This window comes from Pseudomonas sp. P1.31, from assembly GCF_001269815.1.
Taxonomy (GTDB): Bacteria; Pseudomonadota; Gammaproteobacteria; order Pseudomonadales; family Pseudomonadaceae; genus Aquipseudomonas; species Aquipseudomonas rustica.
The window spans coordinates 63966-80685 of sequence record NZ_LHVN01000019.1; the positions used below are offsets into that span (position 1 = coordinate 63966).

At 61.0% G+C, this 16720-nt stretch carries 13 protein-coding genes; 2 read left to right on the forward strand and 11 right to left on the reverse strand.

Features of this window, described 5'->3' with window-relative positions:
- The first annotated feature begins 69 nt into the window (after positions 1-69).
- Complete coding sequence (locus tag AD669_RS28590) at positions 70-219, forward strand: hypothetical protein (protein WP_172680105.1); 150 nt, start codon at positions 70-72, stop codon at positions 217-219.
- A gap of 42 nt (positions 220-261) precedes the next feature.
- Here AD669_RS28590 and AD669_RS11305 read toward each other — a convergent pair whose 3' ends face one another.
- Together AD669_RS11305 and AD669_RS11310 are read right to left on the reverse strand one after the other, a co-directional pair.
- Positions 262-477, reverse strand: coding sequence for a PLD nuclease N-terminal domain-containing protein (locus AD669_RS11305; protein WP_053119696.1), 216 nt, complete (start codon positions 475-477; stop codon positions 262-264).
- A 74-nt stretch (positions 478-551) separates the two neighbouring features.
- Positions 552-2135 carry an EAL domain-containing protein gene (locus tag AD669_RS11310; RefSeq protein WP_053119699.1) on the reverse strand — a complete coding sequence of 528 codons (1584 nt, stop codon included), beginning with the start codon at positions 2133-2135 and terminating at the stop codon, positions 552-554.
- Positions 2136-2407: 272 nt separating this feature from the next.
- Between AD669_RS11310 and AD669_RS11315 the strand changes: the two genes are divergently transcribed.
- Complete coding sequence (locus AD669_RS11315; protein ID WP_053119701.1) at positions 2408-6295, forward strand: autotransporter outer membrane beta-barrel domain-containing protein; 3888 nt, start codon at positions 2408-2410, stop codon at positions 6293-6295.
- A 193-nt stretch (positions 6296-6488) separates the two neighbouring features.
- Here AD669_RS11315 and AD669_RS11320 read toward each other — a convergent pair whose 3' ends face one another.
- From AD669_RS11320 to AD669_RS11360, 9 genes are all read right to left on the reverse strand, one after another.
- Positions 6489-8075, reverse strand: a complete 1587-nt coding sequence (locus AD669_RS11320; protein WP_053119703.1) for an arylsulfatase — start codon at positions 8073-8075, stop codon at positions 6489-6491.
- An 84-nt stretch (positions 8076-8159) separates the two neighbouring features.
- Positions 8160-8792 carry an SDR family NAD(P)-dependent oxidoreductase gene (locus tag AD669_RS11325; RefSeq protein WP_053119705.1) on the reverse strand — a complete coding sequence of 211 codons (633 nt, stop codon included), beginning with the start codon at positions 8790-8792 and terminating at the stop codon, positions 8160-8162.
- Positions 8789-9427: a TetR/AcrR family transcriptional regulator gene (locus AD669_RS11330; RefSeq protein WP_256218847.1), complete on the reverse strand. Its 639-nt coding sequence runs from the start codon at positions 9425-9427 to the stop codon at positions 8789-8791. The genes AD669_RS11325 and AD669_RS11330 overlap by 4 nt, the downstream gene beginning before the upstream one ends.
- A 76-nt stretch (positions 9428-9503) precedes the next feature.
- A complete protein-coding gene (locus tag AD669_RS11335; protein ID WP_053119709.1) occupies positions 9504-10328 on the reverse strand; it encodes an SDR family NAD(P)-dependent oxidoreductase in 825 nt (274 codons plus the stop codon).
- Positions 10329-10358: 30 nt separating this feature from the next.
- Positions 10359-10775 (reverse strand): MaoC family dehydratase, encoded by a 417-nt coding sequence (locus AD669_RS11340; RefSeq protein WP_053119711.1) that lies wholly within the window; start codon positions 10773-10775, stop codon positions 10359-10361.
- A gap of 14 nt (positions 10776-10789) precedes the next feature.
- A complete protein-coding gene (locus AD669_RS11345; protein WP_053119713.1) occupies positions 10790-11230 on the reverse strand; it encodes a MaoC family dehydratase N-terminal domain-containing protein in 441 nt (146 codons plus the stop codon).
- A gap of 29 nt (positions 11231-11259) precedes the next feature.
- Positions 11260-12444: a lipid-transfer protein gene (locus tag AD669_RS11350; protein WP_053119715.1), complete on the reverse strand. Its 1185-nt coding sequence runs from the start codon at positions 12442-12444 to the stop codon at positions 11260-11262.
- A 27-nt stretch (positions 12445-12471) separates the two neighbouring features.
- On the reverse strand, positions 12472-13572 hold the full coding sequence (locus AD669_RS11355; protein ID WP_256218855.1) for an acyl-CoA dehydrogenase family protein: 1101 nt from the start codon (positions 13570-13572) through the stop codon (positions 12472-12474).
- Positions 13573-13906: 334 nt separating this feature from the next.
- A complete protein-coding gene (locus tag AD669_RS11360; protein WP_053119719.1) occupies positions 13907-16720 on the reverse strand; it encodes a LuxR C-terminal-related transcriptional regulator in 2814 nt (937 codons plus the stop codon).

The following is a 16720-nucleotide window of genomic DNA, read 5'->3' on the forward strand; positions in this document are numbered from 1 at the left end:
CCACCCACAGAGGCAACGCATCGCGCGCACATTCGCGGCGATGGCAAATTCAGTGTTCAGGAGACGATCATGAAGAAAATCTGCGCGTGTCTGGGGATCTGCAGCGTGATGCTGCTGCAAGGTTGTTACGAGGGTTCCAACGATGCTCCCAACAAGGAAGGCGACAAGAGCAAAGCGTCGCTGCAAATACAGCAGGACAAGCCTGAAGACAGTAAATGAACCCGATGGGTGAGGGAGCAATCTCCCTCACCCTCTATCGGTTTAGCGGCTGGAATTAGAGGTCGCGCCATGGGTGATGTGCTTGGGCCCCGCCAGCGCCCAGGCAATCAAACCGAACAGCGGCACAAACACGATCAGCACGATCCACACGCCCTTGGTACTCGATTTCCCCTCGCTTTTGCGCACCCGATTGATGGCCCAAAGCTCGATAAGCAGAAGAACTGCCGCCAGTACGATCCACACGGTTTCGATATGCATTGGCTACCTCCTGATGGTCTATGCGTTAGGTGGCAAGAGGTGCGTTGGGTTCATTTATTTTGTGGAATGCCTGATCACACGGTCGACTCCAGCGCAGCGTGGTCGCTGACCACGTTTGCCCGCGCGTGTTGAAAGCGCAGAAATTCCTCGACCGGCATCGCTTTGCCAAACAGCCAGCCCTGACCGAAGTGCACACCATTGGCGCGCAAGTAATCCCGTTGTGCCTCGGTTTCGATGCCTTCGGCGACGATCTTCAATTGCAGACTCTTGGCCATCTCAATGATGTGGCCGGTGACCGATCCGGTCGCTGCATCCTGTTCAATGTTGTCGACGAACGACTTGTCGATTTTCAGCACGTCCAGCGGCAGCCGTTGCAGGTGTTGCAGGCTGGAGAAGCCTGTGCCGAAGTCGTCGATCGCGGCCAGATAACCCAGCTCGCGGGCGTGATTGACCGTGGCGCGGGCGGCGTCGATGTCGAGGAAACCGCGTTCGGTGGCTTCCAGCCAGATCTGATTCTGCTGCACACCAGCCTTGTGCAGCGCAGCCTCCAGGCCGGGCAGGAAGCGCCCGCTGCTGACGTCCCTGGCGGCGAGGTTGATTGCCACGTGCAGGCCGCGCTCCTTGACCAGCAAGGGGCCGAGGTCGCGCATCACCGAATCGATGACTTGATCGGTGATTGGCAGAATCAGGCCACTGCGTTCGGCCAGCGGAATGAACGCGTCGGGGCAGACCATCGAACCGTCGGGATGCTGCCAGCGCACCAGGGCTTCGGCACCGACACAGGCGCCATCGCTGAGGCTGACAATCGGTTGATAGTGAACGACGAATTCGCGATTACGCACCGCCAGTTTCAGCTCGGCCAGCGGCGACAGGCGTTGGCGTGTGCGGCGCGCAATCAGCAACACCAGCAGGCCGGCGAGCAAACCGCCGATGGGCAACAGCAGCATTTCCCGGCGAACCAGCCCCTGCATCAACTCATGCCGGGAGATCGCGGCAATCGCCACCCAGTCACCGCTGTGCACGAGGGTGTAGAGGTAACCTCCGTCCAGAGCCGAATGCGAACCCGAGTGCACGCGGCTGAGAAAATGCTCCGCTCCCGGTCGCGAGGCGCTGACCAACTGGCCCGCTGCGGTGCCGACTGTCAGGTGCATATCCTCTTCGAGCATCACATGAAGAAATTGTGCGGGGTCGACCAGCACATTGAACGCCGCGTATTGCAGCGCCATCATCGGCTTGGCCGGGACGATGCGCGACTGCACACCGAGCGACACGCGCACGCCGTCGGTGGTGGTGAAGTCTTCCGGCCATGGCGTTGCGTGGTGACCGACCGGGCCCCAGGAACCGCAGGCGTAAATCTCTTGCTCGACATAACCGACCGACTTCACTGAAAAGGTGTTGATGGTCAGCAGGCGCATCTCGTCGATGCTCTCGGGTGTGCAGGGCGCCAGGCTTGAGCCGGCGATGGTTTTGAGGGCGCTGGCGGCTTCGTTGAAGGTGCCGCTGGCCCGACTGGAGGCGACGGCTGCGAGGGTTTCCAGACGTTGTTGCGCGGCGTGCAGATTGAGCACCCAGGCCAGATAACCCATCAACAATACGGGAAGCAAGACACACGGAAACCCCAGGAGAATGCTCCCCCAGACGATGCGTTTTTTATTCATTTGTCGCCACCTTGGCCCAAGGCCTGTGACGTGCGCACAGCACGGCTGTCTTCCAGCAAAGACAGATTACGGCGGCGCTGGCGGGCAAATATTGCTTTGGATCAAAAACTCAGCTGAATGGATAAAGCCGTGCAGAAACACTGCGCAGGCCACGGGTTTTCCGCCATCTTTCGAAATAGCTACTAAGGTTTAAAGCTGTATTTACCACGCAAGACTCCGGTGGTGCCGTCAGTCGCCTGCCACGGGGGAAAACGCTGGACAAGGAGGTTTTCATGCAAAGCGCTTGTGTGCATCCATTCAGCGGGCATGCCCCGCACTTTCTTCGCAGTGCCTTGCTGGTCGCCATGGCCAATGCCCTGACCCTGACCGATGCTCACGCCGCCTGTGGCCCGCTGGCTGCTGGCGCCTATAACGTCTCGCAAACCTGCACGCCGACCGTCGGTGTCGCCGCTGCGATCAGCACCCAGGCGGGCACGAGCATCACCACCACGGCCGGCTCTTCCGTACTCGTTCGCGGCAACAACAGCAACTCGGCGCTCAGCCTCAGCGGCACGACCGTCAACAGCACACCACCGACCGCCGCCAACGCGGTGTTTTCCAATGTCATCGGCACGACCGGCAACGCGACGCTGACCGTCGACGGCGGCACCAACACCGTCAACATCGGCGGCAGCGGCCTCGATGCGCTGGCGATCACCAATGCCGGCGCGGGTTCTTCGACGGTCACGGTGACGTCCGGCACCACCCTGAACATCCTCAACTCGGTCGTCGGCAACGAGCATGACGGCATCGACGTCAATGGCAGCGGCGGCGGAGCGATCAACGTCAGCCACCAAGGCAATGGGCAGATCACCCTGCTGGGCGGTAACGGAATCTGGACGAAGGCCACGGGCAGCGGCGACAACAACGTCAATGTCGGTGCCGGGGTGAATATTCTGGTGAACAACGATGATGCGCTGTCGGCTGGTCTGCCGATCATCGACGACACCTTGCCGACCGCTGGCGTCGGCAACCACGCCGGGGTGCATACCCGCGCGATCAATGGCAACACCACCGTGGTGAATGCGGCCAGTGTTAAGGGACTGGGCATGAACGCCTTCGGCATCTTCACTGAAGGCGGCGCTGGCAATACGCTTCTAAGCAACAGTGGCACGATCAATACCGACGGCCTCAACGGCTTCGGCATTCGTGCGATTTCGACCGTTGGCAGTATCAATGTCGTCAACAACGGCGCCATCACTACCACTGGCGGCGGTGGCCACGGGATTTACGCCAACGACAATACTGGTGGGCTGGGTTCGATCAGTATCGAAAACAATGCGTCGATCAACGTCGGCAACATCGCCAGTAATGTCGGTGCGCGGGCGATCTATATCATCAAGCGCGGTACCGGCGATGTCACCGTCACGGGCAGTGGCGATCTCACCGTGCTCGGCGCGCAGAGCACCAATCGCGCTTACGGCATCATCGTCAGCGCCGAACAGAACAATGTGCTGATTGATTACTCCGGCAACATCACCGCCAGCGGTTTTGGCGCGGGCGGCATTCGGGTGGACTCAACGGGGGGCAACGTCCGGGTCAACTATTCTGGCGATCGAATCGAAACCTTCAACAGCAATGCCAACGGTATTTACGCCACGACTCAAGCCCCGACAGGAACCGTAGACATCGCCGCCAGCGGCACGATCATCACGCACTCCGACGCGGGGACGGGCGACGGCAGTGGCATTGGCTCCTTTGGTTTGCAGGCGCTGACGCTGGGCGGAAATGTCAGCGCGGTGTTCACCGGCACGCTGATTGACGTCAATGGGGCTGGCGCGGCGATTCTTGCCGGTAGCGCGTTCAACGGCGGCACGGGCGCGGGCACAGTGAATATCAGCAATAGCGGGCAACTGATCGCTCGCGGTGATCAGCAGCGTGGCATTCGCACCTTGTCCGGCGATGGTACGCAAACCATCGTCAACACCGGCTCGATTCAAACGCAGGGCGCCAGCAACAGTCAGGGGATTCTGGCTGAAGCGTCGGGTGCGGCGAATGTTTCGGTCACGAACAGCGGAGCGATCACCTCGCGAGGGACGAATTCATCGGGCATCGCCGTGTTGACCGTGGGCGGCGTTGCCAACGTCAGCAACAGCGCAACGATTCAGGGGGGCTGGGCCGACAGCAGCGGTATCGCCTTGGGTGGTGCGACGCAATCGCTGAACAACACAGGCGTCATCGGTTCGCTCAGCGATGTTGCGGTGCGCGGCGATGCGACCACGCCCGGCACGACATTTACCCTCGACAACATTGGGCAGATGACCGGCTCGGTGAACGCTGTGAGTGCGGCGAGCACGGTGGCCAACCGCGGCACCTGGACGCTGCGCAATTTTACCGATTCAACCGGCAGCGGCACGCGGGACACGTGGGGTGTGGCGGCCAGCAACCTCGGTACTTCGGGTGCCAACAGTATCGACAACAGCGGCGTGATCCGCCTGGCAGAGCAACCGGCAAACGGCATCGTTAATTTCAGTAGCAGTGGTGCGTATCTGCCGTTTGGGCAGACGTTCAACACGCCGACTGCGGGCGGTGCGGTGCAGGGGCAGTTGCTTGGCGTTAATCGCTTCACCAACAGCGGCACCCTCGATCTTCCGGGCGGGACCAACACGGTTGGCAACGTCCTGTTGATCAGCGGCGCTTCTACTGCGGGCAGTAACGGTGGCGGGGTGTTTGTCTCCAATGGCGGTCGCTTGCTGCTCAATACCACGCTGAATGCGGGAGGTGCCGACAGTCGTTCTGACATGTTGGTGGTCGACTCGATCGCGACCGGTAGCGGCGGCGCCACGGGGCTTGCGGTGCGCAATGTCGGCGGGCAGGGCGCGGTGACGCAGGGCAACGGTATCGCGGTGGTCGAGGCGCTCAACAACAGCGCCGGGGCCGGTGATGCCAATGCGTTTCGCCTGGCGAGCCGCGTCGTCGCCGGGCCGTATGAGTATCGCCTGCAGCAGGGCGGCGATGATGGCAGTGCGCGCAACAGCTGGTTTCTGCGTTCCGATGCGCCCGTGCCGGATGGGCCGCCAGAGCCACCTGCGCCTCCGACGCCGCCAGATCCGGATCCAACGCCCGATCCCGACCCGACGCCAGACCCCGATCCAACGCCTGCGCCTGCTCCCGTGCCGAACTATCGCCCGGAAGTCTCCCTGTACGGCGCGGTACCCGCACTGGCGCTGGTTTACGGGCGGACGGTGGTCGACACCCTGCACGAGCGCGTGGGCGAAGAACGCCTGAATGCCGGCGATCCACTGCCCAAAGAAGATGAATCGACGACGACACCGTCCATGGGCTGGGGCCGGGTGATTTATCGCAGCGGCAAGCAGGATGGCGATCGCAAAAACGCCTTGGGCAACACGCCTGAATACAACTATGACCTGACGGCGTTTCAGGTCGGCACTGACCTTTATCGCAAGGTCAGAACTGACGGCAGTCATGAGCAGGCCGGCATCTCGCTGTCGGCGGGCAGCATCGACGCGGGCGTCAGCCATTACACCCGTCGCAACGCCGGGGAGGACACCTTGCGTGCTTATGGTTTGGGCGCCTACTGGACGCACTTCGGCCCGTCGGGCTGGTATCTGGATGGCGTGTTCCAGGTCAATCGCTTCGACGTCGAAGCCAAACCGAGCAACCTGCCGAAACTGAAAACCCGGGGCTGGGGCTACACCGCTTCGCTGGAGAACGGCTACCCGTATGAGTTCGACAAAAACTGGTACATCGAACCGCAATTGCAGGCGATCTACAGCTACGTCGACCTCGATAGCAGCGACGACGCCGGCGCAAAAATCCGCTTCCGCGACGTCGACTCATTGATTGGCCGCGCGGGTGTGCGCATCGCCAAGGATTGGGACACCGAAGGCGTCGACAAAAGCGCACGGCGCACCAATGCGTGGATTCGGCCGAGTGTCTGGCACGAATTCAAAGGGCAGCCGAAGACCGAGTTTTCTTCGGAGACGGGTTACATCCCGTTCGAGTCGGATATTCAGGGCACGTGGGGCGAGGTGAATGTCGGGGTGGACTATCAGGCGAATCGGCGCACGACGTTTACCGCTTCGGCGGGGTATCGCCAAGGGTTTGATGGCGACAGTCATGGGTACGACGCTATGTTGGGGTTCAAGATTAATTTTTAGGCAGTACACCATTTTGGAAGAGCAACACTTTCCCTGTGGTGAGGGGATTTATCCCCGACCGGCTGCGCAGCAGTCGTAAGCCCGGTGCATGCGGTGTGATTGATACACCGGGGTGGGCTGGTTTTGGGGCTACTGCGCAGCCCATCGGGGATGAATACCCTCGCCACGGGTGGGTGTGGCGAGGGGATTGAGTTTATTGTTTGGTCTGCATGCGACTTTTCTCTTCGATTTTCGCGTCTACCGCTGCGCGAATCTGATCGATGCTGAAACTCGCCGGTTTCTGACTTGGCGGGTATTCGATGAAGGTCTGCAGGAACCGCGCAGCCTTGCCCACGCCCGCTGCCAGCAGGTATGAGTTTTTCGTCAGCCAGTCGTAATACTGGTCGGAAACTACGTCGGCGCGTTCGTAGGGATCCATGCGCAGGTTGAACAGTTTCGGCACGCGCAATGGCACGAACGGGCTGCTCCATACCGGGAATCCGCCCGGTTCGCGTTGTTCGGCGAAGACCACTTTCCAATTGTCAAAACGCATCGACACCAGTACGCCGTCGTCGTTGAAATAGTAGAACTCCCTGCGCTCGCCTTTTGCCTGCTGGCCGGTCAAGTAGGGCAACTGGTTGTAGCCGTCCAGGTGCACTTTGAAGTTTGTGCCTCCCGAGACGGGCGCCCAGCCTTTGAGCAGTTTGTCTTTGACACCGTTATCGCCCGCTGCGGCGAGCAGCGTCGGGAACCAGTCCATGCCCGAGAACATTTCGTTGGACACTTCACCCGCCTTGATCTTGCCCGGCCAGCGCACGATTGCGGGTACGCGATAGGCACCTTCCCAGTTGGAGTTTTTCTCGTTGCGGAACGGCGTGGTCGCGGCGTCCGGCCAGGAGAACTGGTTCGGGCCGTTGTCGGTGGTGTAGACGACGATGGTGTTGTCGGTGATTTTCAGGTCGTCGAGGGTTTTCAGCAGTTTTCCGACGTCACCGTCGTGTTCGAGCATGCCGTCGGCATAGTCGTTGCCGGGCATGCCGCTCTGGCCCTTCATCGATTCACGCACGTGGGTGAACAAGTGCATGCGCGTGGTGTTCATCCAGACGAAGAACGGCTTATCCGCTTTGGCCTGCTTCTCGATAAAGACTTGCGCGGCGGCGGTGGTTTCGTCGTCGATGGTTTCCATACGCTTGGCGGTCAGGGCGCCGGTGTCTTCGATTTTGCCGTCGACGTAGCTGTGTATCACCCCGCGCGGGGTTCTCGATTTGACGAAATCCGGATCGTCCTTGGGCCAGTACGGGCGCTCGGGTTCTTCTTCGGCATTGAGGTGATAAAGGTTGCCGAAGAACTCGTCGAAACCGTGGTTGGTCGGCAGGTATTCGTCGCGGTCACCCAAGTGGTTTTTGCCGAATTGACCGGTGGCATAGCCTTGAGATTTCAGCGCTTGGGCGATGGTGATGTCGCGTTTTTGCAGACCGATCGGCGCGCCCGGCACGCCGACTTTGCTCAGGCCGGTGCGCAACGGGGATTGGCCGGTGATGAACGAAGAACGGCCAGCGGTGCAACTGTTCTCCGCGTAATAGTCGGTGAACAGCATGCCTTCTTTGGCAATCCGGTCGATGTTCGGGGTTTTATAGCCGACCACGCCCATGGAATAGGCGCTGATGTTGGTCTGACCGATGTCATCACCGAAGATCACCAGAATATTCGGTTTGTCAGCAGCCCCGGCGGATGCCGGGATCGCCAGGGCCGACATCGCCACGAGGACGAGGGTCGGCAGCCACTTGATTGTGCGAGTCATCTGACTGGCTCCTTATTGTCGGGCGTCGCGAAGAGCGACCAATGGCCATGTTCAGATGTCTTGTATCCGACCACCCCACCCGTATCAGGTGGCGCGGTTGTCGATGTGTAAAACAGCGCCGGTGACGCTGGCGCCAGCACCGCTCGCCAGCAACAACAACGGGCCGTCGAATTCTTGCAGGCCGGCGTCTTTGCCTCGGCCGGGGGCGATGACGTTGACGCGGATGCGATGCGGTGTCAGCGACTGGGCCATCGCGCGGCTCATGCGAATCAGGCTGCTGTTGCCGCGCAGGCATGGGTTGGGCTCGGTGATCGGTCGCGGCGGCGGGTCGATGTTGACGATGCTGCCGCCGCGCTCGGCCTCGATCATATGCAGGCTGGTGCAGTGAACGATGTGATTGTTCAACGCAATGTGCTCGCGTTCGGCGCTGTTGTTGATTAATACATCGACGCTGCCAAAGCGCTCTTTAACGGTGTCCAGGGCGGCTTCGATGCTCGGTCGCCGGGCGCTGTCGAGAGCGACGATCAACACTTCACCTCCATCCCAGCGCAGGTCTGCCGCCAGTTGCTCCAACTGCGAAGGATGCTGCGCGCCGATGGCGACTTTTGCACCGGCCAGGCTGATCAAACGGGCGAAGTGCGCCCCCAGACGCGTCGCCGCATCGGCCACCAACACGGTTTTGCCGGCCATGGAAAACGGTTGCATGAGATCACTCATGGCCGCACCTCCATTGGCGCGTGATGACGGCTGATCACGGCGCGCGGCACCGAGAGGCGGGGTGCGGGGAGGGCGCTGGCGCCGAGCATTTTCAGCACCAGCTCTGAGTAATGTTCGATCACGTCGTCAATGCCCCAACGGCCATCGGCCTGATACCAGACACAGGCGTGGGTGAGCATGTTGAACAGCGTGCGCGCCATCAGTTTTGGTTCGGCGCAGCTCAGTGAACCTTCGCGGACGCCTTGTTCCAGCAAATCCTGCAAACCTTTCAAGTACAGGCGTCGGGCCTGACGGACTTGCTGCAGATCTTCTTCAGCGAGGCTGCGGAATTCGAGATTGCCAAGCATGGCCTCGTCCTGGTGTTCGAGGTGATAACGCACGTGACAGGCAATGAACGCGCGCATTTTCACGTCGGCGCTGGCGGTCTTCGGACGGCAGCGCCGCCACGCCTGAGTCAGGCCTTGCAGGTACTCCAGAATCAGCTCCAGCAGCAACTCGTTTTTGCCTTTGTAATAAAGGTACAGCGTTGAGGCGTTTATGCCGGCTTCGGTGGCCAACTGGCGCAGGCTCATCGATTCATAACCGTTACGCGAGATCAGTTTGATGGCGGCCAGACGGATATTGATTTCAGTCATGTTCAAAAGGGGATCCTCCACTCATCAATCTCACATTGCGCAGGTGAGGTGAGGGGAAAGCCCCTCACCGCGATGCTTATTGCAGATTGCCGGCGACGGCGATGGTTTGTGCGGTGATGTAATTCGATTCCGGCGAGCAGAACAGGTACACCGCATCGGCCGCTTCCTTGGTGGTGCCCGGACGGCCCAGCGGGTTGCGTTGGGCGAACGACTTGGCCGCTTCCGGGCTGATGCCGACGCGGATGTCGCGGCCTTCGATGTTCACGGTGGCGCCGGCGTGGGCGTCGGCGCTGGTCATGCGCGTTTCGATGAAACCGAATGCCACGGCGTTGACGTTGACCTTGAAGCGACCCCACTCGCGGGCCAACGCACGGGTCATGCCGAGCACACCGGCCTTGGCCGAGGAATAGTTCATCTGCCCGGCGTTGCCGTTAAGTGCCGACACCGAAGAGATGTTCACCACTTTGCGGAACACTTCGCGCTCGGCGGCGACGTCGGCTTGTGCCTGCGCCTTGATGATCGGGTAGGCGGCACGCAGGATGCGGAACGGTGCGGTCATGTGGCAGTCGAGAATCGCGTACCACTGCTCGTCGGTCATCTTCTGGATGACGTCGTCCCAGGTGTAACCGGCGTTATTGACGATGATGTCGATGCCGTTGAAGTTGTCCATCGCGGTCTTGATGTAGCGTTCTGCGAAGTCCGGCGCACTGACGTTGCCGTGGCAGACGGCCGCTTCGCCACCCAGTTTGCGGATCATTTCCGCTGTTTCGTGGGCCGGATCGGCGTCAAGGTCGTTGATCACTATGCGCGCGCCTTCGCTCGCCAGTTTCAGGGCGATCTGCTGACCGATGCCGCGACCGGAACCGGTGACCAGTGCGACTTTACCTTCAAGTTTTGCCATGGGGTGTTGCTCCTCGATTATTGGATTTGTTTACAGAGCGATCACGGCGTCGCCAACAATTTTGGTTTCGCCGTATTGATTGGTGGTGCGTACTTCAACCTTGATGCGCCGTTCGCCGTCGATCTCGAACAGCTCGACAACGCTGCCGGTGCAGGTGATCTGGTGGCCCAGGTGGGTGATGCCGAGAAAGCGCACGCCGAACTCGCGCAATTGGCGCTGATCGACCCATTGCGTCAGCAAGCGACCGAGGTAGGCCATCGATAACATGCCGTGGGCGAACACGTCGGCCATGCCGGCCTTGCGCGCGTAATCGCTGTCGATGTGAATGGCGTTGTGATCGCCGGATGCGCCGGCAAACAGTGCCAGGGTGGTGCGGTTGATCGGCGGCAGGGCCAGCGGGGGCAGGGTGTCGCCGACGTTGATTTTTTCCAGGCTTATCGCGTTCATCAGGGTTCTCCGCTTCAGCTGTTGCGCTGCACAAGCACGCTGCGCAGATCCGCGACATGCTCACCGTGCTGATTGGTCACTCGGGTTTCACGCACCACAAACTCAAGCGCGCCGCCCTTTTTGTCGTAGATGTCGGCAATGCGCACTTCGAAGCGCAAGGTGTCACCGGCGTAGGCCATGCGGTGATATCGGAACGATTCTTCGCCATGCAGAATCCGCGCGGTGACGATGCCCAACTCGTCACGCCAGGCGTTCGACGGGATCTGGAATTCCAGCGAAAACAGAAACGTCGGCGGCAGCGGCAGGCCCGGATAGCCTGCGTCGCGGGCGGCTTGTTCGTCGAAGTAAACGGGATTGGTTTCCCCGGTAGCCTTGGCGAAGAAGCGCAGTTGCCCGGCTTCGGCGGTGGCGAGGAAGGTCGGCAATTGGCGGCCGATGTGTTTCTTGTCGATCATCTGCAGGGCTCCGTTGAGGACTGGGCGCTTCAGTTTTTCTGGTAAACGGTGACCACGCAGGCACCACCCAGACCGAGGTTGTGTTGCACGGCGATACGCGCGTCCTGCACCTGACGTTTGTCAGCGGTGCCGCGCAATTGGTGGGTGAGCTCGTAGCACTGCGCCAGACCGGTGGCGCCCAGTGGGTGACCCTTGGAGAGCAGGCCGCCGGACGGGTTGGTCACCCATTCACCGCCATAGGTGTTGTCGCCGTCGTTGACCAGTTGCTCGGCGCCGCCTTCAGCGCACAGACCGAGGCCTTCGTAGGTCAGCAATTCGTTTTGGGCGAAGCAGTCGTGCAACTCGATCACGTCGATGTCTTTCGGGCCAATGCCGGCCTGGTTGTAAGCAATCTCGGCTGCCATGCGAGTCATGTCGAAACCGACCACGCGGATCATGTCCTTGGCGTCGTAGGTGCTCGGCAAATCCGTGGTCAGCGCCTGGCCGGCGATCAATACGTCGGTGCGCAAGCCGTGTTTTTTTGCGAAGGCTTCGGAGACCACGATGCTCGCGGCGGCACCGCAAGTCGGTGGGCACGCCATCAACCGTGTCAGCACGCCTTCCCAGAGCATCGGTGCGGCGAGGACTTCTTCGGTGCTGACCACATTGCGGAACACCGCCAGCGGATTGTTCGCAGCGTGACGGCTGGCCTTGGCGCGGATCTTGGCGAAGGTTTCCAGCTGCGTACCGTACTTCTGCATGTGTGCGTAACCGGCGCCAGCGAACTGGCGAATCGCGGTCGGCAGATCAGGCATGCCGACCAGTTCGTTGGTCAGATTGAGCGCGCGCTCGGTGGCCGGGGCACGGTCAGTCCAGGCTGACTTCAGTGCGCCCGGGTTCATCTGCTCGAAGCCAAACGCCAACGCGCAATCCACCACACCGCTGGCCACGGCCTGACGGGCAAGGAACAGCGCCGAAGAGCCGGTGGCGCAATTGTTGTTGACGTTGATCAGCGGGATGCCGGTCATGCCGACGCGGTACAGCGCTTTCTGACCGCAGGTGGAGTCGCCGTAAACGTAACCGGCGTAAGCCTGCTGAATGTCTTCGAACTTCAGGCCCGCGTCGGCCAAGGCCTGACGGATCGCCTGTTCGCCCATGACGTCATAGGGCTCGTTGGTTCCCGGTTTCTTGAACTGGATCATGCCGACGCCAGCAACGAATACCTTATGGCTCATTGTGTTTTCCTTTTTTGTTGTTGAGGGTCAGAGCTTGCGTGCGATCAATTCGCGCATGACTTCACTGGTGCCGCCGTAGATGCGGTTGACGCGCATGTCGACGAAGGCGCGGGCGATCGGGTACTCCATCATGTAGCCGTAGCCACCGTGCAACTGCACCATGTCGTCGATGCATTTCCACAGGGTTTCGGTGGTGTGCAGCTTGGCGATCGCGGCTTCTTCCAGGCTCAGGCGTCGGCGCATGTGTTCGCCGAGGTAGTAATCGACCATCACCCGCATCGCGGTGGCCTGGGCCTTGATGTCGGCGAGTTTGAATTTTGTGTTCTGGAAGTCCCAGACGGTTTGATTGAAGGCCTTGCGATCCTTGACGTAATCGACAGTCTGCTCCAGCAAACGCTCGAGTTTGGCGGCGGCGGACACGGCGATGGAGAAGCGCTCTTGTGGCAGCTCACCCATCAGGTAGGTGAAGCCCAGGCCTTCTCCGCCGAGACGATTGCCGACGGGTACACGAACGTTGTCGAAGAATAATTCGGCGGTGTCCTGCGCGTGCTGGCCGACCTTGTCGAGTTTGCGACCGCGCTTGAAACCGGCGCGGTGGCCTTCGACAGCGATCAGGCTTATGCCTTTGGCACCGGCGGCAGGATCGGTTTTGCAGACGACGATGATCAGGTCGGCGGTCAGGCCGTTGCTGATGAAGGTTTTGCTGCCGTTGATGATGTAGTCGTCGCCGTCGCGTACGGCGCTGGTGCGCACAGCTTTGAGGTCGCTGCCGGTGCCGGGTTCGGTCATGGCGATGGCAAGGATGATTTCGCCGCTGCAGATGCCGGGGAGCCAGCGTTGTTTTTGTTCTTCGTTGCCGCAGCGGTTGATATAGGGGGCGATGACGTCGGAGTGCATGCCGAAGTAGGGGCCGCTGACGCCGGCGCGGGCGAATTCTTCGTTGAACACGGCGCTGTGGCCGAAGTCGCCGCCTCCTCCGCCGTACTCTGGGGGCAGGGTGATGCCAAGCAAGCCTTCGCGGCCGGCCTTGAGCCAGGTTTCGCGGTCGACCTGGCCGGCGGCGTCCCAAGCGGCTTGGCGTGGCAGGCATTCGCGTTCGAAGAAACGCCGCGCGGTGGTGCGGAACATTTCATGGTCGTCGCGGAAAACGGTTCGGGCGATGTGCACGCAAGACTCCTCAATGATCACGGGCCGGGGGCGGCTTGGAACTGAGGGTTACGATAGGGTGGGGGCGTTGGGCGGACGCCACCCGAGGTGGGTGGGATCGGCTGAAATCATGCGCTTGTCTGGGAACTGGCTTGCCAGCGATGGCGGTCTTAGAGCCGAACAGTGTTCTTTTGAAGTACCCGGTTCCAACTGCGGGCTTGCTCGCGAAAGCGGTCTGCCGGTTACGTTGATATTCAACCTGCCGAAGCCTTCGCGAGCAAGTTCGGCTCCTACAAGGATTGTGGTGTGCCGGGCTTTAGTGGCTGAGGTCTGCACCGTCCTGTGATTCCAGATCCCGCACCCGTGCCACGGCCTCGTCGCGGCTGTTGACGCCGAGTTTGCTGTAGATATGGCTCAGGTGCCATTTCACGGTTTCCGGGGACAGGCCCAGGGCGCGAGCGATTTTTTTGTTGGGCAGGGCTTGGGCGAGGAGGCGCACCACTTCGATTTCGCGTTCGCTCAGGGGCTCAATGCCGCTGGCGAGGGGGTTGCCTGGCGCTGTCGTTGCGGGTTTGCCGTTGGGCACTGCGGGGGTGGTGACGTGGGCGGCTTGCAGGCGTTCGACGTAGAAGGCGATCACCGGGTCGAGGGTTTCTTCATCGGCGATCGCGGTGATCAAATCCAGCGCCTCCGGGTGCGCGTCGAGCAGGCTGCGCAGCAGGCCAAAACGTTGGCCACGGCGCAACGCTTGCATGATTTTGTCGCGCGCGGCTTGACGATTACCGCGCTGATTTTCGATGACTGCGCTCAACACCAACAGACGCACGGTGCCGAGTTGGCGGCGGTGCAGCTCGCAGGTATCGATCAGCTTTTCGATGCGCAGCAACGCACCGCCAAGGTCGCCCTGATGGATTTGCCAGCGGGCTCGCGCGTTCTCGGCAAGGATGTGGATTTCCTTCAGCGCACTCTGTTCCGCATCCGGGTGGCGCGCATCGATGGCTTCGAGTTTCGCTAAACGGGCCTGGGCCTGCGTGGTCTCGCCCAATATCAGCAGCCAGCGCACTTGCCACGTCAGGCAATACGCTTGCAGACGATCGAGACCCAGCTTGACTGCGTACTCATTCAGCCGCTCGACAAACGCCTGCGCTTCCTGTTGATTGCCGGCCAGCCATTGCACGTTCCAAAGCACCTGCAATACGCGCAGTACCGAGTCGGGGATGGAGATGCGTTCGAGAATGTCGATCCAGCCGGAGAGCAGTTTGAACGCAGCATCGACATCGTTGGTTTCGTACAACACCTCACCGAGCAACGCGGCCGAAAGATACGTCGCATCGGCGCCCGCCTTGCCGCAGTGCGTGGCTTCGTGGAGCACGTCGCGATATACGCGCTCGGCCTGTTTCATCTGGCCTTCCAGCGCATGGCTCAAGCCAATCAAGCAACGACCCTGCAGACTGCCGGCCGTGGTGCCGAGCAGCGGTTCGCCGTTGATCAGCAGTGTCGGCCGGTCGAGTTGCACTTGCCGGGCTTTTTCGTATTCGCCGCGATGCATGTACAGCCACGAGAGAATGTTGGCGCAGGAACCGATCGCCACGCTGTTGCTGCCTAGCGGTGGGTTGAGCAGTTGCGGCAGTACGGTCATCGCCGCGTCGGTGTCGTCGCGCTGCAACGCCAGCGAGGCGCGCAACAGCGCAATCATGAAACGGTCATGCACATCGCTGAGCGGTACGTCTTCGAACAGTCGATCAAGGCTTTGCGTGCACGCCGCAAAATCACGCGCATACAGTTGCATCCGCGCCTTGAGGATGCGCAGTTTGACCCGCGCCTGCACTTGCTCGACCGGCAGCAATCGAACCAATTCAATCAACATCCGCAGGTCGCCGTGGGCATACAGCGCCTCGGCGTGCTGCTCGACCAGATCCGCCGCCGCCTCGGGATCCCCCCCGGTTACGGCGTGATGAACCGCTTCATCCAGATGCTGATGATCACGAAACCATGCCCACGCGCGAGCATGCACTGCTTGTTGTTCAGCCTTGCTGCGCGAGTCGAAATACTTCAGCAAGGTCTCGCGCAGCAGTGGGTGCAGGCGATACCAGGTCTCGCGTTCGGCGCTGTCCACCGGGATCAGGAACAGATTGTCCCGCTCCAGTCGCGCCAGCAAATCGGTGGCCTGACCGACGGCGTCCGGGTTGCCACTGAGGGCGGCGCACAACGAAGCGCAAAAGCGGTTGCAGACGGCCATCAGCAGCATGAGGTCGAGGTCGGTTGGCGACAGGTGCGACAACACTTCCACTTCAAAGAATTTGGCAAATGCCTGATCGTCGCGCAACTGCGCCTGATCGGCCTCGGTCGGACGATTTTTTTTGCGGCTGACCGCCAGCAATTGCAGCCCGGCAACCCAACCGTCAGTCAACTCGTGTATGCGCTTGGCGTCGCGGGCGCTGATCTCACCCAGTTGCGCCTTGAGGAATTTTTCGGACTCCAGCGGGGTGAAGCGCAAATCGCGCAGGTTCAGTTCCAGCACCAGATCCTGACTGCGCAAACGCGCCAGTGATAACGGCACCGAACTGCGCGAAACCAACGCCAGATGCAGGTTGGCCGGGGCGTAGTCGATCAGCCATTGCAGCGCCTGATGAATGCCGACATCGGTCAGGTGGTGCAGGTCGTCGAGCACCAGCACCAGTTCGCGCGAGCGGCTGGCGATGCTGCGCACCACGGTGATAATCGCGCGCTCCACGGCTTCACTGTCGATCCCGCGACCTTCGAGTTGCGTGGCTTCGTGCACCAGCGTCGGGTCGATCTGGCCGAGGCTGGCCAGCAAGTAGTCGAGAAACCGCGTCAGCTCGTTGTCATCCGCCGACAGCGTCAGCCACGCCACGTCGAAACCCAGCGGCAAAAGCGCCTGACGCCAGGCAATCAGCGTCGAGGTCTTGCCACAACCGGCCGGGCCCTTGAGCACAATGCAGCGCTGGCGGCGCGCTTTGAGCATTTGTTCTTGCAGACGTTCGCGGGAGATCAGCCGGCCGGCGCTGCGCGGCGGGATCAGTTTGGTGCTGACAATCGGCGACTGCGAAGGATTCAAGGCCTGACTGGCGAGCGTGTCCGGGGTTTTGGACTTGCGAGGTGTGTCCAT